Raw genomic sequence first — 21,344 nt, 5'->3', positions numbered from 1 at the left:
CGATGACCGCTGATTCCGCCACCTCGACCCGCACCGGGCTGCTGGTCGGCGTCGTGACCGACCTCGACGACCCGGACAAGCTGGCCCGGGTCCGGGTCAGCTTTCCCGAACTCGGCGGGGTGCAGAGCGACTGGGCCGGCCTGGTCACGCTGATGGCCGGCGACAAGCGGGGGTCGCTGTTCCGCCCGGAGAAGGGCGACGAGGTGATCGTCGGCTTCCTCCAGGGCGACATGCGGGCCCCGTACGTGCTCGGCGGTGTCTGGAACCAGCCCGAGCCGCCGCCGCCCGACGACGGCAAGCCGACCGAGAACAACTGGCGGTTCTTCACCTCGCGCAGCGGACACGTGCTCCGGTTCGACGACACCAAGGGCGCGGAGAAGATCGAGGTGATCGACAAGGACGGCAAGCGCAGAGTCGTGCTGGACAGCGCCAACAGCAAGATCACCGTCAGCGCCGACGAAGGCGATGTGGAAGTCGACGCGCCGAACGGGACGATCAAGTTGTCCGGCCGCAGCATCGAGCTGCACGCCACCACGACCCTGTCGCTGACCGCGGACCAGGGCCTGACCATCAGCGGCAAGACCGTGGACATCAACTAGGGGAAGGCGATGGGACAGCCAGCAGCCAAGCAGGGCGACCGGATCACCGCCACGGACACGCACCTGGTCCAGACCGGCAACGTGACCACGCCGACGCCGTTCCCGTTCAACGGGATCCTCGACGGCGCCCTGTCCACGAACGTCCGGATCAACGGGCGGTTCGCGGCGACGGTCGACAGCACGGCGACGAACACGCCGCCGCACATTCCGGCGAGCGGCACCTTCGTCAAGCCGCCGAGCAACCAGGGGCGCGTGATCACCGGCAGCCTCACCGTGCGGATCAACGGCAAACCGGCCGCCCGTAACGGGGACACCGCGTTGACCTGTAACGACCCCGTCGACCTCCCGGTCGGCACGGTGGTCGCCACCGGCCTGGTCAGGATCGGGGGATAGCCGTGACGGATCCCGCTTTTCTGGGCACCGGCCTGGCTTTCCCGGTGCGGCCGGACCCGACCCGGGCGCTGCCGACCGCGTCCGGCGCGGAGAAGGTGCGGCAGAGTATCTGGCTGATCCTGGCCACCGCGCCGGGGGAGCGGCGGATGCGGCCGGACTTCGGCTGCGGCATCCACGACCTGGTGTTCCAGGCCAACACACAGGCCCTGCACACCACCGTCACCGAGCGGGTCCGCACGGCACTGCTGACCTGGGAGCCGCGCATCGACGTGCTCGACGTGACGGTCGAGGCGCCCGCCGACGCCACCAACTTCCTGCTGATCCGCATCTCCTACCGGATCAGGGCCAACAACACCGCGGACAACCTGGTCTACCCGTTCTTCCTGACCGAGGGCACAGGGGGCTGAGATGGCACTGGAAGTCCCGAACCTGGACAGCCGCACGTTCGACCAGCTGGTGGCCGAGGCGCGCCGGCGGATCATCCGCTTCACGCCGGACTGGACCGACTTCAACCCCAGCGATCCCGGCGTCACCCTGGTCGAACTGTTCGCCTGGCTGACCGAGATCATGCTGTACGAGCTCAACCGCGTGCCCGACCTCACCTACGTGAAGTTCCTGGACCTGTTGGGGCTGACCCAGAGCCCGGCCAGTCCCGCCGTCGCGGACGTGACGTTCAAGCCCACCTCCACGGCGGTCGGCGTGGTCGTGCCCGCGCTCTCCCAGGTCTCCGCCACCGGCCCGACCGGCGCGCCGCTGATCTTCGAGACCGACCAGGCGGTGGCGCTCGTCCCGTACCAGCTGACCGACATCGTGGTGGACGACGGCTCGACCTTCACCCCGGTCGCGGCCGGCCAGCCGTTCCGGCCACTGGGCTGGATTCCCCAGCCGGGCAACGCGTTGTACCTCGGGTTCACGCCGACCAAGCCGGAGCTGCCGGGCCAGTTCCCGGACCAGCTGCGCCTGTTGGCCACCCTGCCCGCGGCCGCGCTGGCCGGCGTGCCGCAGGAGGCTGGCAAGGCGGTACGGCCGCCGCTGCCGCCGGTGAGCCTGGTCTGGGAGTACCTGCCGCGCGACGACGCCCCGCGCTGGGCGCGGCTCAACGTCTTCGCTGACGACAGTGCTTCCTTTACGGCGCAGGGTTACATCACATTCGCCGGCCCTACCCAGATCGCCGCCGCGCACGCCGCCGATGTCGCCGATCCGCGGTACTGGCTGCGGGTGCGCCTGGTCAGCGGCCGGTACGCCGCCGGCCACGAACCGGAGATCGACGCCATCACCCCGAACACCACCACGGCCCGCAATCTCGCCACGGTCACCGACGAACTGCTCGGCATCAGCGAGGCCCACCCGGACCAGACCTTCCAACTCCGGCAGACGCCGGTCGCGGTCGGGAGCCTGAATCTGGAGGTGCGCGAGGACACCGGGCAGCCCACGAGCGCACAGTGGACAGAGGTGTCGGACTTCCTGTCGTCCGGGCCGGCGGACACTGTGTACACAGTGGACAGCAGCACCGGCACGGTGACCTTCGGCGACGGGGTTCGTGGCCTGATCCCGGCTGTGGACGCGGAGATCGTCGCGGTGTCGTACCGCTTCGGCGGTGGCGCGGCCGGCAACGTGCCGGCCGGGGCGATCTCGACGTTGCTGGGGACGCTGCCGGGCGTGGACTCGGTCACCAACAACCGGGCGGCCGCCGGCGGAAGCGAGCAGCAGAGCCTGGACGATCTGAAGCGGGACGCGCCGGCGCTGTTGCGGCACCAGCAGCGGGCCGTGACCGCCGCCGACTACGCGGCGCTGGCCAAGCAGGTCGGCGGCGTGGCCGATGCGATCGCGCTCCCGTTGACCCATCCCGACCACCCCGGCGTGCAGGTCGCGGGCACCGTCACCGTGGTTATCGTGGCCGACACCGACGACGATCCGCCGGCGCCGAGTGGCGAGCTGATCGCCGGCGTGTGCCGTTACCTCGACCAGTTCCGCCTGATCGCCACGGAGTTGTTCGTCGCCGGGCCGGTGTTCGTGCCGATCTCCGTGCACGCGGCGGTGACCGCCGACCCGTACGCGGCCGCCGACGCGGTGGCGGCCGGTGCGCAGCAGGCCCTGAAGGATTTCCTTGCGCCGCTGCACGTCGCCGCCGACGGCTCCCGGTTCGCGCAGTTCACCGACCAGTTCCGGCCCACCAGCTTGTACGGGGTGCTGCTCGCCGTGCCCGGGGTGCTCGCGGTGACGGAGTTGGAGATCACGGTGAACGGTCGCGTGCAGGACGACCCGCGTGTGGCGGTGGATCTGCCGGCCGGCGGCCTCACCACCTCCGGCACGCACCGCATCGACGTGACGCCGGACAGCGGCTCGTCGGCGCAGGAGGGACGGTAGTGGTGCGACCCCAGGGACCGACCCATTGGCTGCTCGACAGCCGAACTGGTTGGCGGACAACGACTGCGGACGGCGTGGCCGTCGGCACTGACCTGCGGCTGGCCACGACGCCGTCCGGTCCGCTCGGGCTCGCCGCCGAGGACGGCAGCCTCGGCGGACTCGTGCTGCCGACCGGATTCGCTCTGTCGGCCGACGACATCCTCTACCTGCTCGACCCCAACGGCGTTGTCGTGCGGCGGTTCGACCCGCGGCGGCAGGAGTTCGTGGCGGTGCTGGGGGATGCGCCGGCACACGACGTCACGGCGCTCGGCGAGGTGGTCAACATCGCCATCACCGGCCGCTTGCTGTACGTGGCCGACCGTCGGCACCGCCGCGTGCTCGTCTACGGCCTCCCGCAACTGAATCTCACCTACGTCTGGCACCGCGACTGGGACCTGGCCGACGTTCGTTCCGACGGCACCGCAACATATCTGCTGGACCGCAAACACGGGGCCGTGTGGCGGCACTGCCCGCACGAGGACGAGCCGCAGCTCGTGCTCACCAACGCCGAGTTGGCCGGGCAGGCCACCAAGGTTTCCGTGGACACCTCCGGGCTGATCTACCTGTACGCGCCGGAGGTTCTGCACCGCAGCGACGGTGCCGAGTTCACCGATCCCGGCCAGCTGCGGAGCCGCTTCGTCGCGCCGGCGCTGCGGCTGGTTTCGGGTGTGTTCGTGCTGCCAGAGGGGTTGACACTCCAGTGTGGACGCCACGCCGAGCCGGACCGTGAAGGAGACGTGGCCGAGCCGGCCTCTGTCGCGCCGACCGGACCGGCGTTCGACCGCACAGGGCAGCCGGTGCCACCGCCGAGGGCGAGCCGAGGCCCGGTGCCGTACGTGAAGACCGGCGAGTGGACCAGCGCGGTGCTGGACAGCCGGATCTACCGCTGCGTCTGGGATCGCGTGCGGCTGGACCTGTCGGCGCTGCCGGCCGGCACGTCCGTCGAGGCGGAAACCACGACCTCGGACGACCCGACGCCGGCCGACTGGACGTCGCTCGGCTCGGAGACCGGTCAGGCACACGCGCCGGGCACGCCACCCGAGGCCGAAGTCGTGGACTGGCCGGTGCGCAGCCGGCCCGGCCGCTACCTGACGGTCCGGCTCCGGCTGTCCGGCCCCGGCCGCGCGACTCCCATGGTGAGCGCGCTGCGGGTGCACTACCCGCGATCGTCCTATCTGGAGTTCCTGCCCGCGATCTACGGCGCCGACCAGGACAGCAAGGACTTCCTGGAACGATTCCTGGGCTCGATGCAGGTCGAGTGGGACGGGCTGGCGGCCCGGATCGCCGACCTGCCGGCGTTCGCGGACCCGAAGGCGGTCCCGGCCGGTGCGGCGCTGCGGTTCCTGGCCGGCTGGCTGGGCGTGCCGCTGGACCAACGCTGGACCGCCGACCAGCAGCGTTCCTGGCTGCTGGCCAGCCTTTCCGTGCTGCGCCGGCGGGGCACGCCCGAGGCGCTGCGGGCCATGCTGTCCGCGCTGATGGCCATCCTGACCGGGATCGACCCCAGTGCGGTCGGCCTTCCCGCGCTGGTGGAGGGATTCCGCACCCGTGACCGGTTGGAGCTGGGCCAGCCCGACAACGCACCGGCCCCGTTGTGGAGCCCGGACGTGGTGGCCCGGCTGCGGCTCGGCTCGTACGCGCGGGTCGGCCAGGCGCGGCTGGTGTCCACCGGCGACCCGGCCCACGACTTCTTCACCACCACGGCCGACAGCTTCCGGGTGTACCTGCCGTCCAGTTGGGTGCGCACCGCCGAGGACGAGCGGGCCGTGCACCGGCTGCTGACCGCGGAGCGGCCGGCCACCAGCCAGTACCAGTTGTGCCTCGTCGAGCCCCGGCTGCGGGTGGCCGCGCAGGCCACGGTGGGGCTGGACACCGTCGTCGGCGCGGTGCCCAGCGCGCGACTGGCCTGCCGGCACGACGACACCACGCCGCCAAGCCGCCCGCCGCGCCACCGGCTCGGCCTGGACACGGTGCTGGCGTCCGCACAGCCGCATCGCCCCGTCCGGGTCGGACCCGGGACCCGCATCGGGGCCGGAACCGGGATCAGGTGAGGAGCCAACGGATGTCAGCACAAACGTGCGGGTGCCGGGACCACTGTGGACACGTGGTGGTGGAACGCAACCGCTACTTCACCGGGAAGTTCATGGCCGCGCGGGACTTCGCGGCCGACACGGAGTACCTGCTCGACCGGCACCGGCTGCACAACCGGCTGCTGCACGGCTGGGGCATCGTGTGCGGGCTGGAGGTGTGCCGGCACCCGCGCCCGGAGTGCGCCAAGACCTGGGTGGTGGTCACGCCCGGCCTGGCGCTGGACTGCCACGGGCGGGAACTGGTGCTGCAGCGGGAGATCGCCTTCGAGCTCCCGCAGCGGTCGGACCCGTTCCTGCTGTGCGTCCGGTTCCACGAGGAGCAGATCGAGCCGGTGCCGTCGCTGTTCGCCGAGGGCGCCTGCGACCCGCACCACCGGGAGTTCAACCGGTTCCGCGACGGGGTGGAGCTGGTCGTCGCCGACGTGACGCCCGGGTGCTGGCCGGTCGACGACTGCGGCTGTCACCACTCCGACTCCGACGAGGAATCGGGGTCGGAGGAAGCCGAGCAGCACCACCACGGTCACGGTTGCGGTTGCCACCAGTGCCACGAGCAGTGCCTGGAGCCCCGCTGCCCGTGCGGTGACCTGGTGCCGCTGGCCAGGGTGATTCCCTTGGAGGGCGGTGGATTCGAGCTCGACTTCGACGGCCGCCGGGTGCAGCCGCCGCCACCGGCGCTGCTCACCCACATCACCCACGTGAACTGGAAGCACGGCGGTTGCCTGACGCTGAAGGAGATCCGCGAGGAACTGCACGGCGAGTTGCGGATTTGCTTCGACCGCCCGCTGCGGGAGTCCCACGGTCTCGCCCGCGGAGTGAACCCGCAGACCTTCGTGGTCCAGTACTCGACCGGTCCGGCCGAAGGCATGGAGTTCCTGCCCTATCCCGAGGATTCGCCGCCGCGGCTGGAGGATCCCTGCACGGCCGTGTTCACCATCGACGAGGCCTACATCGCCGAGCACGGCCGGCGCAGCCTGCACGACGTGGTGATCTCCGTGTCGCTGCGCTGCGACTTCATCCAGGACTGCCGCGGCGTGCCGGTCGACGGCAACCACCTGCGCGGCCGGCTGCCCTCGGGCGACGGTGTCCAAGGTGGACTGTTCGAGAGCTGGTTCGAGGTCCGCGACGAGGACCACGACGACCGGAAGGCGGAGTCATGACCGGCACCCTCAGCAAGCCGTGCTGCTGCCCGCAGCCGTGCGGCCAGCAGTCGTGCGAGCTGCGGGCCCTGGTCCGGCCGCGGTTCTTCTGCGGCCAGCTGCTCACCGACCAGGACCTGTCCGAGCTCACCGCTTGGGTGCTGGACCGCCGCCGGCTCGGCCGGTACCGGGACGGCTGGGGCGTGGTGTGCGGCCTCGATGTGGACATCGACACCTCGGCCACGGGCAGCGTGGTCGTCCAGCCCGGCTACGCGGTCAGCTCGTGCGGCGAGGACATCGTGCTGCCGACGGCGACCTCGTTCGACGTGACCTCGTGCTGCCCCGAGCTGAGCACGCCGTGTGGCACACCGTCGGGCCAGCCGCCGACCGCGTGCGTCGTCGATCTCGGTGTCTCCTACCGGGAAGTGGGCGAGGACCCGGTGCTGGCGCTGGGCCGGAGCGCCTGCGGCGAGACCGGCGAGTGCGAGGACAGCCGCACGCTGGAGTCGTTCCAGTTGGTGTGCAAGGAAGTCGTCGACGGCGCCGAGCCGCCCACGCCCGGCTGGACGCAGTGGGAGTCGGCCTATCGCGACGCTGTCGACATCGTGACCCAGGCCATCGCCGAGGGCCTGCCCGGCCAGGCCACTGCGGCGGCTCTCGCCTCGTGGCTGCGGGATCGGCTGCGCGAGCGTCCCCTTCGCCACTTCGGCTTCGTCGCCGACTGGCTGGGCCAGTGCGACGGCCCCCACCCGCCGCGCTTCGAGGAACTGGTGTTCTGGATCGCACAGGACCGGATCCTGTCCGTGCTGGACGGCGGCTGCCCGCCCGGCTGCGCCGGGGATGCCGTGCCGCTCGCCCGGATCTGGCTCTCCGCCGTGCCGGACGCGACCGGGGTGCCGCGCTGGGTGGTCAAGACCATCGACCCGGTCTCGCCGTTCCGGCACGAGTTCGGGCCGACCGCCTGGCCCGCCCCGTTCGCCCAGCTCAACCTCGGCCGGGTGGTCTGGCACCGGCTGGAGCAGGCCCGGCTCGACCTGCGCGGGCTCGGCGTGCCGGTGACCGGCGTGCAGGAGTGGAGTCCGTCCAGTGTGGACGATGTCCGGGCGATGATCGGCGACCCGCCGCTGGTGGACGGCGACAGCTCGGTGTGGCTGCGCTACGTCATGACGCCGTCGGACACCCATCTGCCGGGATGGCGGGTGGTGGGCTTCGCACCGCCGAAGGGCGGCGACACCAAGTCCGCGGACCAGGCCTCGACCACCCAGGCGGCGGAGCCCAGCAGCGCTCCCACCACCGAGCCGGCTGGCCAGAGCGCGACTCCCACCAGTGAGCCCACGACCTCGGACAACGCCCCGACCAGCCCCGCTCCGACCAGCCCTGCTCCGACCAGCCCTGCGGCGATCGTTGGCCGTCGGCCTGCGACGGTGCGCGTCCGACCGGCCCCCAAGCCGGTGGCGCGGCGTGTGGTGACGTCGTCGTGAGCCAGCCGGACCTGGTCCGCCCGCGCTACCGGGAAGGCCAACAACTCAGCGTCGACGACCTGGTGGCCGAGCAGGACCACCTGATCGCCACCCGCCGCCGGCACGACATCACCAGCCACAGCTGGGGAATCGCCCACGGCCTGACGCTGTCCGCCCAGGCCTCGGGTCTGGTCATCGCGCCGGGCTACGCGGTCGACTCCCTCGGCCGGCCGCTGGTGGTGCCGGATCCACTGCGGCTGCGGTGGACCGACCTGCCGAGCGGTCCGGACAGTCTGGACATCTCGCTGCAATACGAGGAAGAGGAGGTCGCGGACCGCGTCACCGAGGGCGTCGGCGTGCTGGTGGTGGCCGGCGGCGTCGGCCCGACGGCGGCGGTGTTCCTTGGCCGGCTGGTCCGCAGCTCGGGCACACCGCCATACGTGCCAGCGGAAAGCCAACTGACCTACCTCGACGCCGAAGGCGGATCGGTAACCGCGCAGACCGGAACCGAACTCGCACTCGGCGCCGATCCGCTGCTGTCCGTGCGGATCCCCGATGACACCGGGACTCCGGTTCAGCGGCTGGCCGTCACGGCGGCCGGACGCACGGTCGTCGACGGCACGCTGGAAACGCCGGACGTGAACCTGACCGAGGACCAGGCGTTGCGATTCGGCAACCCGGTGCCCGAGCCGCAACAGGCGTGGCCATGGCGTTGGTACCAAACGGAGCTGCTGGCCGACGGCGTGGTGACCGGCCGGCAGCTGCGCGTCGAGGTCGGCGCGCCGAAGCCGACGGACGTGCCGGACTGGTACCGCTTCGCCGTCAGCAACGGAACCGGGCTCCCGCCGCTCGCCGTCGACGCGGGCGGCACGGCCACGGTCGGCGGCGACCTCAAGGTGCAGGGGCCGCTGGTGCTCGGGCCGCTGAGCGCCGACCCCGACGACCCGCGCCTGAACAGCGCCCTGCTGGGCACCTGGCTGAACGCCGTCGACCAGGGCAGCCGGGCGGTGGACCAGCGGTTCAGCGGCGACCTGTTCGACACCGCCTCGCTCACCGTCACGCTGACCGCCCTCGTCTCGCCCGAGCCCCCGCCGGCCACACAACCACCGGCGACTCAGCCCGCGACCGTGCCGCCGCCGACCACGCCGACGTTCGACTACGCGGTCAAGATCGCCGACAACTCGACCCGGCAGATCAGCAACACCACCGTGGTCGCGATGACCACGGTGAACGGCGACCGGACCACCGAGGTGCTGCTCAGGATCCCGTCGCTGGCCCCCGGCGCGAGCCAGCAGCTCACCAAGAGCGTCACCCTGCCCGGCGCCGGCGCGACCGTGCGGGTCGAGGTCTTCGCGCTGGGGCTGCTGCCCGGCGGGCGGATCACGCTCGGCGCGGCCGACCTGGACTGGCAGGACACCACCACAATCCCCTGATCACCGGAGGTGACCGTGGACGCGGACCGGATCGTCCGGGTGCGGTACTTCGACCGCCAGTTCCTGCGCCCGCAGGACTTCACCGACGAGCAGTCCTACCACGTCGCGATGCGGCGGCGGCACGACATCGCCGGGCACAGCTGGGGCATCGTGCACGGGCTGGCGCTCGGCACGGCCACCGGCGCCCTCGCCGTCGAGCCCGGCCTCGCGGTCGACGGCTACGGCCGGGAGGTCGTGGTGATCCAGCGGATGAGCGTGCCCGCGCTGCCGCCCGCGCCGGTGACGGGGGAGACCGCGTACGACGTCTGGCTGGTCTACGACCGGATCGGCTCGGATGTCGCGCCCGCCGGCTACGCGGCCTGCGGCGCCGATGCGACGGCCTTCTACCGCTGGCAGGAGCTGCCGCGGCTGATCGTCAGCGAGGCTGACGATGCCGTCGACGCGACCCACCCGCCGGGCGTGCCGGACGGTGATCTCGCGTTCGGGCCGGAGCGCACCGCGCCCGAGGAGGACCATCCGTGGCCGGTGCTGCTCGGGCGGGTTCGCCGAACCGGGGCGGCCGGCTCGGTCACCGTGGACGGGTCGGGACGGCGATACGCGGGCCTGGTCGCGTCGTCGGTGGCCCATCCGAACGGCACGGTCCATCTCGATCTCGGTCCGACCGCCGTCGGCGACCAGAACCGGTTGGCGCTGCGCGGGCCGGGTGACCTTTTCGACATTGCCGCAGACGGCACGACCACCACGCACGGCGGCCTCACCGTGCAGGGGGAGTTGCGCATCGACGACGGAGCGCTGAGCTTCCCGGCCGCGTCCTCGGCCCCGGTCGCCAACCCACAGCCGTGGCAGCTCTACGGGACGAAGGAGGGCGACCAGCGCGAGCTGCGGGTGGAACTGCCGCCGGGCAAGGAGAACTCGCTGGTCGTCGGGACCTGGTCGGACCAGAACGTGTTCACGCCGTGCCTGACCGTCGGCGGCGACAACACGGTGACCGTGCACGGCACGCTGAACGTCGTCGGCAAGATCATCACGTCCGGCGCCGTGCAGGCGCAGGCCGCGGACCAGGCCACACGGTCGCTGACCACCGGCACCATGCTGAGCGGCTTCAGCAGCGCCGCCGGCGTGGCGGCCCGGCTGTACCGGCCGCAGTCGACGTCGACGGCCGGCGCGGTCGCGGTGGCCCTGGCCGCCGACCCGGATCTGTTGCAGGAGGTGGCGAACCTGCTGCGGCAGAACTTCCCGCCGGCCGCGACCACGCTCACCCAGCACCTGACCGCGGAGGGCTGAGCCATGGACGGCAGCATCGCCGAGCTGAGTTGCGAGTACCTCACGCGCGGTGTCGCGGCGACAGCCGCCGCCGGGCGCCTGGACACGGTGGCCCGTCTGGAACTGCCGGCGCTGCTCGGCACGATGCTCGATGCCGTCTACGGCGATGCCGAAACAGTGTGGGTGCTGCGCGACGTGCGGGCCGAGTTCGCCTTGCGTGCCGACAGCCCGGATGCCGCGCGGCACTGGGCTGCGGCGCTGGCGACCGCTGTCGTCACCGCTGTCGCCGAAGATCCCGGCGACGGCGTGAATCTCGTGCAGTTCGACGACGAAGCCGATTATGTGGCCCGCTACCTCGCCGATCACGTTCGCGGGGAAGCCGCACGGCACTGGTATTTCCGCGCGTTCGAACCGTGGCACGAGCGGCCGTCCGGCGAGGCTGTGCTGGGGCTGCTCCTCGATCGGCCGATGATGCCGGTGTTGGCGGCGCTGTGTCGGCACGAGCGGCTGCTGGAGGTGTTGAACGCGGTGTCCGACGACGAACTGGCCGAGCTGGTCGCCCGGGCCACGGTGGTCCCGTCGGCCGGCGACGACGTTTCCGGCTTGTGGCCGCTGATCGTCGCTGCGGTGCATGTCGCCGACACCTGGTCGCTGTGGGCCGCCGACCCGATGTCCACTGTGGACGTGGCTCGGGTGTGGCGTTCGCGACCAGTGCCCGACTGGCGGAGTCCGGCCGCGTTGACCGTGGTGGTCGTGGACATCCTGCGCTACCTGACCGGACGGGGCGAACTTCTCCGTCCGTCCGGACCGCCCCCGGCGGAACTGCGCGCACACTTCGACTGGCTGGACCTCCCACTGCTGGCCAGCGGTCTGACCGTCGGTATCGTCGCGAACGGCCGTGAGCGCGTGATCTCGGATGCGGTGCAGGAAATGCTGGCCGGCACTCAGTGGCTGCGTGCCGCGGTGTTGACCGCCGGACCGGGGCCGCGGGCGGCGCTCCTGGTCCGCGCCGCGCTCGCCGCGGAACGTCCGGAATGGACGGATGACCGCCTGGTCGAGTCCGTGGTGGCCCGTCTGACCGGGACTGGAGCTCTGGATCGGGAGCCGGTGGAGTTCGAGGAAAGCCCTTGTGCCGGACTGTTGTTGCTGCTCCGTGCGGTCGCCGATCTGCGGCTGCCGGCGGTGCTCGCCCGGGCCGGCCAGTCCGACGCGTTGCCGGCGGCATTGCTGGCGGTGGCGTCGTGGTTGACCGGTGCGTCGCCCGATGACCCGGCCGTGCGGGCGTTTGCCGGCCTGCGAACGACCGCTCCCCACGAGGAATTGGCCTGGACGGCCGTCGAGTGTGATGCCGTGCGTGCCGAACTGGTGGCGGCCGTGCAGGCACAGCGCATGGACGAATTGGACCCGTGTGAGGATGTGGTGGAGTTGATGGCCGTCGCGGTGCTGCGGGCCTGGGCCCGCTGGCTCGGCCGGTTCGCCGCGTCCAGCACCGGCTACCTGCTGGCCAACTTCGTCCAGCGACCGGGCCGAATCCGTTGGACGGACCGGGAAATCACCGTCGAGCTGGTGCCACGGCCACTGGACGTGGTCGTGACGATGGCCGGTTACGACCGCCCGCTGGAGGCCGTGTCGTGGCTGGGCGGCCGGACCGTGACGTATCGGATGGACTTCTCATGACCGGATACCCAGACAGCGCCGCCCACCTCACCGACGAACTCGCCCGGGTGGACCTGTTGGTGCGTGCCCAGGTCGAGTGGTTCCGCGCGGACATCGGGGCCACCAAGCCGGGTGACCAATGGGGGCTGCCGAGCATCGCGGAGACGGAGATCGACCGTTACCTCGCCTTGCCGTTCGGTGTGGTGGAAGTGCCGGCCGTTGTGCAGGAGCACATCGAGGCCGCCGCGCGGGCGCTGGAGCTCATCGACGCGACCGTCGACGAGAGCGCGGTTCCCTTGCGGTTACCAGCGTTCTGCGCACGTTTCGGGCTGGATCGCCGTGAGCTGGACGTGCTGCTGCTCTGTCTGTTGTCGCATGTGGACTCCCGTCGTCGGCGGCTGTTCGGCTACCTGCTCGACAACGCCACCGCGTCCGCGCCGACTGTCGATCTCGCGTTGCGGATCGTGGAGTCATCCCACCGAGACGGAATCTTCGCCGCCTCGGCGCCGCTGATCCGGCACCACCTCGTGGACATCGGCCCGGCGGGGGAGTTGCGGATCGATCCCCGGATCGTCGGGCACCTGCTCGGCGACGACACCGTCGACGACCGGCTGGCCGGCATGCTGACCGTCGACGAACCCTTTGCCGGGCTGGACGAACTGGTACTCGCCGCCGACCATCGCGACGAACTCCGTGGACTCGCCGGCTGGCTGCGCTCGCGCCCCGAAGGCGCGGTGGTTTTCCTGCACGGACCATACGGATCGGGTCGGCGCAGCATCGCGACCGCGCTCTGCGCCGACGCCCGGCTGCCCATGATGCTGGTCGACGTACGGGCCGCGCTGCGTGGTTCATGGCCGCTCGTGGTCGACCTGTGTCACCGTGAGGCCCTGCTGCGCAACGCCGTGGTCTGCTGGCTCGGTGCGGACCGGTTGCTGGAGGACGAACACGCCGAACAGTGGACGACCCTGGTCGAGGCCATCGACCGGTTCCCCGGCCGCACGCTGATCACCAGCTCGACCCCGTGGGATCCGGCCGGTGTCGTGTCGAGCGGCCGTTTCGTGCGCATAGACCTCGCCGCGCCGAATTTCGCGCAGCGGCAGCGATTGTGGCTGGCCCTGCTGCCGCCGGACGCCGCGTTCGAGCCGCCCCGGCCGCGCCGCGAGCACCTCGCCGACCTACTCGCCAACACGTTTCAGCTGACCGCCGGTCAGCTGGTGGACTCCATCGGCAGCGCCATCGGCGTGGCCCGGCTGCGTGATCCAGCCGTGCCGAGGCTGCGCGCCGACGACCTGTTCGAGGGCTGCCGGCGGCAGTCCGGTCGGCGGCTGGTGGCGTTCGCCCGGCGTATCGAGCCGCGCACCGAACTGGGCTTCGACGACCTCGTGCTGCCCGACCCGAACCGTCGGCAGCTGGAGGAGTTGCGGGCCCGGATCGGCTTGCGCGGCAAGGTGTACGGGGAGCTCGGCTTCGACCGTCGGCTCAGCCTCGGGCGTGGTGTGGTGGCGATGTTCACCGGCGGGTCCGGCACCGGCAAGACGATGGCCGCCGAGCTGCTGGCCCGCGAGCAGGGCGCCGATCTGTACAAAGTGGACCTGTCCGCGGTGGCCAGCAAGTACGTGGGGGAGACCGAGAAGAACCTGGACCGGGTGTTCGCCGACGCCGAGCGGTCCAACGCCATGGTGTTCTTCGACGAGGCCGACGCCCTGTTCGCCAAGCGCGGTGAGGTCAAGGAGGCGCGGGACCGCTGGGCCAACGTCGAGATGGCGTTCCTGCTGCAACGCGTCGAGGAGTTCCGCGGCGTCGTCGTGCTCGCGTCCAATCTGCGGCAGAACATTGACACCGCGTTCCTGCGCCGGCTGCACGCCGTGGTCGACTTCCCCGCGCCCGACGCCGACGCCCGCCTGCGGATCTGGCAGGGCATGTTCCCCGCCGGCATGCGCTATCCCGACGGCGACGAGCTCGCCGAACTGGCCGCCCGGTTCCCGATGTCCGGCGGCAGCATCAAGAACATCGTGCTCGACGCCGCCTTCCGCGCCCTGCGCTCCGATCCCGCCGCCTCCGCCGTGGGCGTGCGCGACCTGGTGATCTCCGTCGGCCGCGAGTACCAGAAACTCGGCCTGCCCGTCACTCCCGGCGAGTTCGGCCGGCCCTTCTACGGCTGGGTGGAGCGCGAACTGCTCGCCGGCAACGGAGGTTGGTGAGAGGTCATGGGTGACGAGAAGACTCAGGTCCAGGCCGGCGACAAGAAGCAGGACAAGCCCCCCGCCCCGACCGTCCAGCCGCCCGCCCCCGAACAGCACACCGGCCCCGCCCGCGACCACGCTGGTGACAAGAAGTCCGCTGACGACAAGAAACCCACCGACAAGTCCGCGACCCCCGCCGGCCAGGCCGCCGCCCTCCAACAGTCCGTCGGCAACCAGCAGACCAACCGCCTGCTACGGGCCACCCGCGACCCCGCCGCCGACAAGCACCCCGCCGGTGTCCCCGTCAGCCACCCCGAGGACGCCGCCGAGAAGGAGGCCGAGGCCGTCGCCAAGAAGGTCACCGGCGACCAGCCCGCCCACCCCCACGACCACGCCGGTCCCGCCCCCGGCGACCCCACCAAGATCGTCGGCGACCCCAGCACCGTGCACGGCGACCCCGACGTCGTCCACCGCACCATCGCCGCCCACGACCAGCCCACCAAGCCCCCGGCCGCCACCCCGCACACCGCCGCCGCGCCGAACACCACGACTGCGCCTCACACCACCAACACGCCGAACACTGCCACCGCCCCACACACCGCCACCGCCCCACACACCGCTGCCGCCCCGCACACCACCGGCACCGCCCCGCACACCACGAGCGCGCCGCATCCCGTCGCGCCCACCCACCCCCCCCCCGCCGGCCCCGCTGCCGCGTCGATCCTCGACCACCCCGGCCCCGGGCAGCCCATTCCCCAGCCCACCCGTGGCACCCTCGAAGCCAGGCTCAAGGCCGACCTCAGCCACGTCGTCGTGCACCACGACGCCCAGTCCGACACCGCAGTCCGCGCCCTGCACGCCCGTGCTGTCACCCGTGGCGACCACATCTTCCTGGCCAGCGACGCCTCCCCGTACGACCTGGCCCTGATGGCCCACGAGGTCACCCACGTCCTCAAGCACCAGGGCCACACCGTGCACCGCCAGGCCCGCGCCGGGACCGCCGCGACCGGCAAACTCGAGCCGCCGCAGTCCGGTTCGACGAAGCCGACGCTGGTCATCGACAGCATCCCGGTGCCGGACATCAAGTTCGCCTGGACCAGAGCGCAGAAGCCGCTGACCACACGCACCGGCGAAGCGCGCAGCACGCAGCAGCTCTCGGCTTGGCGCGGCAGTGTCAAGACCGGCGCCGAGGCCAGGGTCAAGGACACGCTCAAGCCGCTCAAGGCGCTCGTCGTCGACGGCAAGGAGGTCTACTACTTCAAGCTGAAGAGGGCGCCGGACCTGTACGTCTTCGGCGACGAGCGGAGCCTGACCGAGGACGCGATCCGCCCGCACTGGAGCAAGGACGGCGCGTACGCCGTCTTCCAGATCGACCACAAGCTGGAGTACCAGCTCGGCGGGGACGACAAGACCCCGGCCGACAACCTGTGGCTGCTGGAGGCGGCGGCCAACGGCAGTTCCGGCTCGTCCATCAAGGCCGCCATCAACGCCGCGGTGGAGTCGGTGCTCGCGATCGAACGGGCACGCGGCACCGCGGTGGCCGCCAATGTGGACGAGGCCCGCAGCCAGTACGTGGTGAAGATCAACGACGTCACCGGCGGCCTGGCGATCTCCGGCCAGCCCAACGTGAGCTGGGACGTCGACCAGGTCTCGGTGAAGGGGGAGCAGCTCAAGGCGCTGGAACCGATGACCGCCGAGGACGTCACCAAGGCCGGGCTGCGCGGCTCGCCCGCGGAACTGGTGATCTACCTGTCCGGCACCGGCAAGGGCATCCGACGGGTGCCCTGGGGTGTCGCCAGCGGGGAGAAGACGTACTCGACGCCGGATCCGAACTTCTTCTACCGGACTCCGTTCCTGCTCACCAGGATCCAGTGGGATCGGGCCAAGGGCGGCAAGATCTTCGGCCACGGCTTCCGCAACAACAACTTCGTGACCTCCGAGGAACTGGACTTCGCCATCACGCCGCGCATCGGCATCGAGTTCGGCGGCCAGATCTCGGAGGAGGCGGTGCTGCAGGGCGTCAGCAAGAAGCTGAAGGCACGCGGCTTCAGCCCGCTGGAGTTCGACACCGCCGAAATGGTCGACAACGTCGGCATCGTCGCCCGCGGGCGGCTGCTGCCGACCGTGCCGCTGATCGCCAAGCTGGCCATCGACACCGTGCTGTCGGGCGACGAGCTGCGGCTGGAGCGGACGTTCGCGCCCAACGACCTGCCGGCCCCGGCGCCGTTCGTGATCACCGGGTCGAGCCTGACCATCTTCGCCGGCACCAAGGGCCTCGGCGCCCGCGGCGACCTCCGGTTCCAGCTCGCGCAGCTGGCCCACGGCCAGGTGACCGGGAAGGTCTCCGGCGAGGGCTTCGCGCTGGACGGCAAGCTGGACTTCGACACGTCCCTGTTCGACCCGGCGGCCCTGGACTTCCACTACCACAAGCTCGGCGCGGACTACGAGTGGGGCATCGGGGGAGTGCTGGGCATCGGCGGCAACAAGGTGCCCGGCGTGCAGCGGGCCACCATCCAGGCCAGCTACCAGAACGGCCGGTTCGCCGCCGCGGGCGACGCCAAGCTGAGCGTGCCCGGCCTGGAGAGCGGCACGCTCCAGGTCAGCTACGGCGATCGGGAAGGCATCTCGATCGGCGGCACGTTCGGCCTGTCGCCGACGATCCCGGGCATCGCCGGCGGCAGCGTGTCCGCGACGGTCAGCAAGCAACCGCCGACCAACAAGTGGCAGCTCACCGCCAGCGGCACCGCCCGGCCGAAGATCCCCGGCGTGGACACGACGTTGACCGCCTCCTACGCGGACGGCGTGTTCACCATCGAGGGCCAGGCCGCCTACGCCCGTGGCATGCTGTCCGGCTCGGTCCTGGTCGGCGCCACCAACCGGCCCATCGACCCACAGGGCCGGCCGTCCGGTTCGCCGCGGCCGAACGCGCCGCTGCGGCTGTACGGCGGCGGCACGCTGGCCCTCCGCATCACGCCATGGCTGCAGGGCACCGTCGGTGTGCGCCTGCAACCCGACGGCAGCGTCCAGCTCATGGGCAAGGTCGCCCTGCCGGACTCGATCAACCTGTTCGACGCCAAGGAGGTCAACAAGCAGCTGTTCTCGATCGGGTTGGACATCCCGATCGTCGGCGTCGCCGTCGCCGGGCAGCGGATCGGCATCTTCGCCACCATCCAGGGTGGGCTGGAGGCGTCCGCCGGTGTCGGTCCCGGCCAGCTGCGCCAGCTCGGCCTGGAGGTGCAGTACAACCCGGAGCACGAGGACCAGACCTCGATCACCGGCGGGGCCCAGCTCTACATCCCGGCGCACGCGGGCCTGCGGCTGTTCGTGCGCGGCGCGCTCGGCGCGGGCATCCCGGTGGTCAGCGCCGAGGCCGGTCTCGAGGTCGGCGGCCAGCTCGGGATCGAGGGCGCGGTGCAGGCCTCGGTCACGGTGAACTGGACCCCGAAGCGCGGCTTGGTGATCGACGCCGAGGCGTCCCTGTCGGCCGAGCCGAAGTTCCGCTTCGACATCAACGGCTACGTCAAGGTCAGCGCGGACCTGTTCATCACCACCATCAACCTGTACGAGAAGCACTGGCAGCTGGCCGCCGTGGAGTACGGCTCCGGCCTGCGGCTCGGGATTCGCGCACCGATCCACTACGAGCAGGGCAAACCGTTCACGTTCTCGCTGTCCGACGTGCAGTTCGACCTGCCCAAGGTGGATCCCAAGCAGATCCTCACCGACCTGGTGCACAAGATCGCCTGAGCCCGAGGAGGCCAGCCATGGAAGCGTCCACTCTCGACCTCGCCGTGCTGCAACACCTGCGTGGTGACCTGGACGGGGCCGAGGAGGGCTACCGGTCCGTGCTCGCGGAGTCGCCGGACAACCCGACCGCGCTGAACAACCTCGGCTTCGTGGCCGCGCAGTCGGGTCGGTACGCCGAGGCCGCGGGGCTGTACGAGCGGTCCATCGCGATCGAGGACCGCGCCACCGCTCGCCTCAATCTGGGCAACGTCCGGGCGGCGATGGGCGACTTGGAGGGCGGGATCGCCGAGCTCACCCGGGCCACCGAACTCGCGCCCAGTGACGCCACCGCGTTCGACAATCTCGGGCAGCTGTTGCTGTTGCAGGGACGGCCCGGGGAGGCGGAAGCCGCCTGGCGGCAGGCCGTCGCGTTGGACGACACCGTCAGGCTGCGCACGGCACTCGGCACCGCCGTCGCCGCGGCCGGACGGCTCGGCGAGGCGGCTGCCGCCCTGCACCACGCACTGGAGCTGGACGACAGTTACGCGCCGGCCTGGTCGCAGCTCGGGGCGGTGTTGTTGCTGCGTGGCGATCTCGCCTCCGCGTGTGGCGCTCTCGGCAACGCCAAGCAGCTCGACCCCGAGGACGTCGGGACCAGGCGTCACCTCGCGCTGGCGCTGATGTCGTTGGGCCACAACGATGACGCCGCGGCAGAACTCGCCGAACTGGTCCGGCTCGCGCCATCCGACGCCAACGCCCGAGTGGACCTGGCCGTGCTGCACCTGGCCGGCCGCCGGCCCGCGCCGGCCCTCACACAGCTCGACCGCGCGCTCGAACTCGACGCCACCGACCGGCGCGCGTCACTGCACCGCGCCCTTGCGTTGCGGGAGCTGGGACGGGAGACCGAGGCCGACGAGCTGTTGGGGCTGATCGCGGGCGGCGATGACGAGTACGGCGACCGTGCGCGGAGCCTGTTGCCAGGGTCGACCGATGCCTAGGAGAAGTGGCCGATCAGGTGGTAGGTCGACTGGGCGGCCAGCTCGCCCAGTCGTTCGATCCGCTCGCGGTGCGCCGCCTCGGAGAAGTCCACCATGATCGGGATCGGGCCCTCGTGCAGCGCCCGGGCCACCTGCACGCCGTAGATCGCGTCGTACTGCGGTTCCTGGCTCATCATGTTGCCGCGCACGATCTCCAGTCCCGGGGTGATCGCCGCGGCGCCGTCCGGGTCGTCGAGGAAGTTCTGCTCGTCGTCCTCGTCCCAGTACATGTCCTCCTCCTCGCGGAGCGTGACCACCACTCCGTAGCCGACCATACCGCCGGCGAGCGGGCCGCAGGCCGTCAGATGCATGGCGACCTCGTCGGCGAGCTCGTGATGGGGCGCGGCCAGATCGCTGATGGCCGCCCACGGCAGCGTTCGGGCGTTTTCCAACGCCGCCACCACGTCCTCGCGGCGGAACGGCTCCGACCCGTAGGTGTCCGCCCGCCGGACCAACAGGCCTACCGCGCACGGGGCGGTGGCCTGCTCCGCGATCGGCACCCCCGTGTCGGTGAAGTCGCCCGCGGGCAGCACGACCAGCGGCTGCTGCAGCTCGGCCGCCAGTTGGTCCACAGCGGCACAGAGCCGTTCGAACGCGCCGTCCGGGAACGCGCCGTTCAACCGTCTCCCGGCGACCAGGAAAGCCTCGCTGTCACTGGTGAACGTCAGATCCTTGGAGTTCATCCCCAACTCCTTCGGCTTGGCGGGCGGCCCATCGTAGTCATGCCGGCACGGTCCGTGGGTCGATCGGACAAGTCCACAGTGGATGCTGTCGGACCCGGACCGTCCAGGTAGTTTCCCCAGCTCGTGGCGCTAACGGAACTGGGCGGTGCCGCGACTAGCAGGGTGCCGGGATTCCCACCGCAAGGCCCGGTGGCCCGTGTGGTCCCTCCGTCATCCCCGCACGGAGGGACCACACGGCGCAAGGGGTGGACGCCGTCGGCCAGGCGGCGTCAGGGGCCTTCCGGGTCGGTGAGGTCGCGGTCGGCCCAGAACGGGGCGACCAGCGTACGCAGGTCGTCGGCGCCGACGCGGTCAAGCAGGCCGACGGCGGCGAGGTTCTGGTCCAGCTGCTCGACGCTGGTGGCGCCGAACAGCGTGGTGGTGTTGGCGGGGTGGGTGAGGGTGAAGGCCAAACACAGCTGGGCCGGGGTGGCGCCGATGCTGTCGGCGGCCTTGCGGATGTCGTCGGCGGAGTCGACGATGCGGCGCAGCACCGGGTCGATCGAGTCGGGCAGCGGAGCCCGGCCCTTGCCGAGCAGGCGGCCGCCCTCGAACACGTCGGAGGACTCCAGGGAAACGCCGAGCTCGTCGAAGACCTTGGCGAAGGGCGCACCATCCACAACGGACCGGCGCGCCACGTTGTGCACCAACTGGGCCAGCGCCGGCCCGGGCAGGCCAGTGGCGGCGGCGTGGCCGTGCACCTCGCGGATGGTGGTCGCGGACCAGTTGTTCACACCCCAGTGCCGGATCAGCCCGGCGGCCCGCAGCTCGGCCAGCTCCGACACGATGGCGCGCAGGTCGACGGCGTGCCGGATCTCGCCGAGGACAACCAGGTCGGCGTGCTCGACGCCGGCCCGGAACAGGGCGTTCTCCAGCTGGGCGCGCAAGCTTTCCGCCGGGTATTCCTCCAGCCACAGTTTGGCCGAGAACAGATAGTCGTCCCGGCGCAGGCCGGCCGCGCGGACCATCGCGGAGAACAGGACGTCGGTGAACACCGGCGGTCGTTCGGGAGTGCCGTACACGCCGACGTCGAACAGGGTGATGCCGGCGTCGATGGCCCGGCGCAGCAAACGCACCGCATCCGGGAAGTGCATTCGGTCGTAGGTGTGCCACGAGCCGAGCGCGAGGATGCCGGTGGTCGGGCCGTCGCGGCCGATTCGGCGGCGGGGCAGGTCGGTCAAGGAATGCCTCCAGTCGGGTGAGCGGCGGTGCGCCACCGTCCATCGAACCACGTGTCGTTGGC

Annotated in this window: 15 protein-coding genes; 13 read left to right on the top strand and 2 right to left on the bottom strand. The window is 71.3% G+C overall.

The genetic code is table 11. The features are described from left to right. Window positions 1-2 precede the first annotated feature (2 nt). From JJ691_RS16845 to JJ691_RS16785, 13 genes are all read left to right on the top strand, one after another. Complete coding sequence (locus JJ691_RS16845; protein WP_211769699.1) at window positions 3-599, top strand: phage baseplate assembly protein V; 597 nt, start codon at window positions 3-5, stop codon at window positions 597-599. Between the two features lie 9 nt (window positions 600-608). Continuing rightward, window positions 609-992 carry a PAAR domain-containing protein gene (locus JJ691_RS16840; RefSeq protein WP_211769698.1) on the top strand — a complete coding sequence of 128 codons (384 nt, stop codon included), beginning with the start codon at window positions 609-611 and terminating at the stop codon, window positions 990-992. A gap of 2 nt (window positions 993-994) precedes the next feature. Further along, the gene (locus JJ691_RS16835) at window positions 995-1,399 is read left to right on the top strand and encodes a GPW/gp25 family protein (protein WP_249227984.1); all 405 of its coding nucleotides are present in this window, start codon (window positions 995-997) and stop codon (window positions 1,397-1,399) included. Window position 1,400: 1 nt separating this feature from the next. Further along, the gene (locus tag JJ691_RS16830; RefSeq protein ID WP_211769697.1) at window positions 1,401-3,359 is read left to right on the top strand and encodes a putative baseplate assembly protein; all 1,959 of its coding nucleotides are present in this window, start codon (window positions 1,401-1,403) and stop codon (window positions 3,357-3,359) included. Between the two features lie 74 nt (window positions 3,360-3,433). Continuing rightward, a complete protein-coding gene (locus JJ691_RS16825; RefSeq protein WP_211769696.1) occupies window positions 3,434-5,449 on the top strand; it encodes a phage tail protein in 2,016 nt (671 codons plus the stop codon). Between the two features lie 11 nt (window positions 5,450-5,460). Further along, window positions 5,461-6,645 carry a hypothetical protein gene (locus tag JJ691_RS16820; protein WP_211769695.1) on the top strand — a complete coding sequence of 395 codons (1,185 nt, stop codon included), beginning with the start codon at window positions 5,461-5,463 and terminating at the stop codon, window positions 6,643-6,645. After that, window positions 6,642-8,105, top strand: coding sequence for a hypothetical protein (locus JJ691_RS16815; protein ID WP_211769694.1), 1,464 nt, complete (start codon window positions 6,642-6,644; stop codon window positions 8,103-8,105). Before JJ691_RS16820 ends, JJ691_RS16815 begins: the two co-directional genes overlap by 4 nt. After that, entirely contained in the window at window positions 8,102-9,517 is a 1,416-nt protein-coding gene (locus JJ691_RS16810; RefSeq protein WP_211769693.1) for a hypothetical protein, read from the top strand. Before JJ691_RS16815 ends, JJ691_RS16810 begins: the two co-directional genes overlap by 4 nt. A 15-nt stretch (window positions 9,518-9,532) precedes the next feature. Beyond that, window positions 9,533-10,801, top strand: coding sequence for a hypothetical protein (locus JJ691_RS16805; protein ID WP_211769692.1), 1,269 nt, complete (start codon window positions 9,533-9,535; stop codon window positions 10,799-10,801). 3 nt (window positions 10,802-10,804) lie between these two features. Beyond that, window positions 10,805-12,457 carry a hypothetical protein gene (locus JJ691_RS16800; RefSeq protein ID WP_211769691.1) on the top strand — a complete coding sequence of 551 codons (1,653 nt, stop codon included), beginning with the start codon at window positions 10,805-10,807 and terminating at the stop codon, window positions 12,455-12,457. Further along, complete coding sequence (locus JJ691_RS16795) at window positions 12,454-14,637, top strand: ATP-binding protein (protein ID WP_211769690.1); 2,184 nt, start codon at window positions 12,454-12,456, stop codon at window positions 14,635-14,637. Before JJ691_RS16800 ends, JJ691_RS16795 begins: the two co-directional genes overlap by 4 nt. A gap of 6 nt (window positions 14,638-14,643) precedes the next feature. Further along, complete coding sequence (locus JJ691_RS16790; protein WP_211769689.1) at window positions 14,644-18,363, top strand: eCIS core domain-containing protein; 3,720 nt, start codon at window positions 14,644-14,646, stop codon at window positions 18,361-18,363. Between the two features lie 17 nt (window positions 18,364-18,380). Next, complete coding sequence (locus JJ691_RS16785; protein WP_211769688.1) at window positions 18,381-19,340, top strand: tetratricopeptide repeat protein; 960 nt, start codon at window positions 18,381-18,383, stop codon at window positions 19,338-19,340. On the opposite strand, the gene JJ691_RS16780 is transcribed toward JJ691_RS16785, so the two are convergent. Then, window positions 19,337-20,062, bottom strand: a complete 726-nt coding sequence (locus JJ691_RS16780) for a hypothetical protein (protein ID WP_211769687.1) — start codon at window positions 20,060-20,062, stop codon at window positions 19,337-19,339. The two genes, JJ691_RS16785 and JJ691_RS16780, sit on opposite strands and share 4 nt — an antisense overlap. A 269-nt stretch (window positions 20,063-20,331) precedes the next feature. Continuing rightward, a complete protein-coding gene (locus JJ691_RS16775; RefSeq protein ID WP_211769686.1) occupies window positions 20,332-21,282 on the bottom strand; it encodes an aldo/keto reductase in 951 nt (316 codons plus the stop codon). Window positions 21,283-21,344: the final 62 nt, after the last annotated feature.

It is taken from the genome of Kutzneria sp. CA-103260 (assembly GCF_018263855.1).
GTDB lineage: Bacteria > Actinomycetota > Actinomycetes > Mycobacteriales > Pseudonocardiaceae > Kutzneria.
Note: the sequence above shows the minus strand (reverse complement) of the source record. Positions and strands in the feature narration are given on the sequence as shown.

Bases quoted from the DNA above. Each gene is read 5' to 3' on its own strand.
- JJ691_RS16845 (WP_211769699.1), top strand. From the start codon at position 3: ATGACCGCTGATTCCGCCACCTCGACCCGCACCGGGCTGCTGGTCGGC.
- JJ691_RS16840 (WP_211769698.1), top strand. From the start codon at position 609: ATGGGACAGCCAGCAGCCAAGCAGGGCGACCGGATCACCGCCACGGAC.
- JJ691_RS16830 (WP_211769697.1), top strand. From the start codon at position 1,401: ATGGCACTGGAAGTCCCGAACCTGGACAGCCGCACGTTCGACCAGCTG.
- JJ691_RS16820 (WP_211769695.1), top strand. From the start codon at position 5,461: ATGTCAGCACAAACGTGCGGGTGCCGGGACCACTGTGGACACGTGGTG.
- JJ691_RS16815 (WP_211769694.1), top strand. From the start codon at position 6,642: ATGACCGGCACCCTCAGCAAGCCGTGCTGCTGCCCGCAGCCGTGCGGC.
- JJ691_RS16800 (WP_211769691.1), top strand. From the start codon at position 10,805: ATGGACGGCAGCATCGCCGAGCTGAGTTGCGAGTACCTCACGCGCGGT.
- JJ691_RS16795 (WP_211769690.1), top strand. From the start codon at position 12,454: ATGACCGGATACCCAGACAGCGCCGCCCACCTCACCGACGAACTCGCC.
- JJ691_RS16790 (WP_211769689.1), top strand. From the start codon at position 14,644: ATGGGTGACGAGAAGACTCAGGTCCAGGCCGGCGACAAGAAGCAGGAC.
- JJ691_RS16785 (WP_211769688.1), top strand. From the start codon at position 18,381: ATGGAAGCGTCCACTCTCGACCTCGCCGTGCTGCAACACCTGCGTGGT.
- JJ691_RS16780 (WP_211769687.1), bottom strand. From the start codon at position 20,062: ATGAACTCCAAGGATCTGACGTTCACCAGTGACAGCGAGGCTTTCCTG.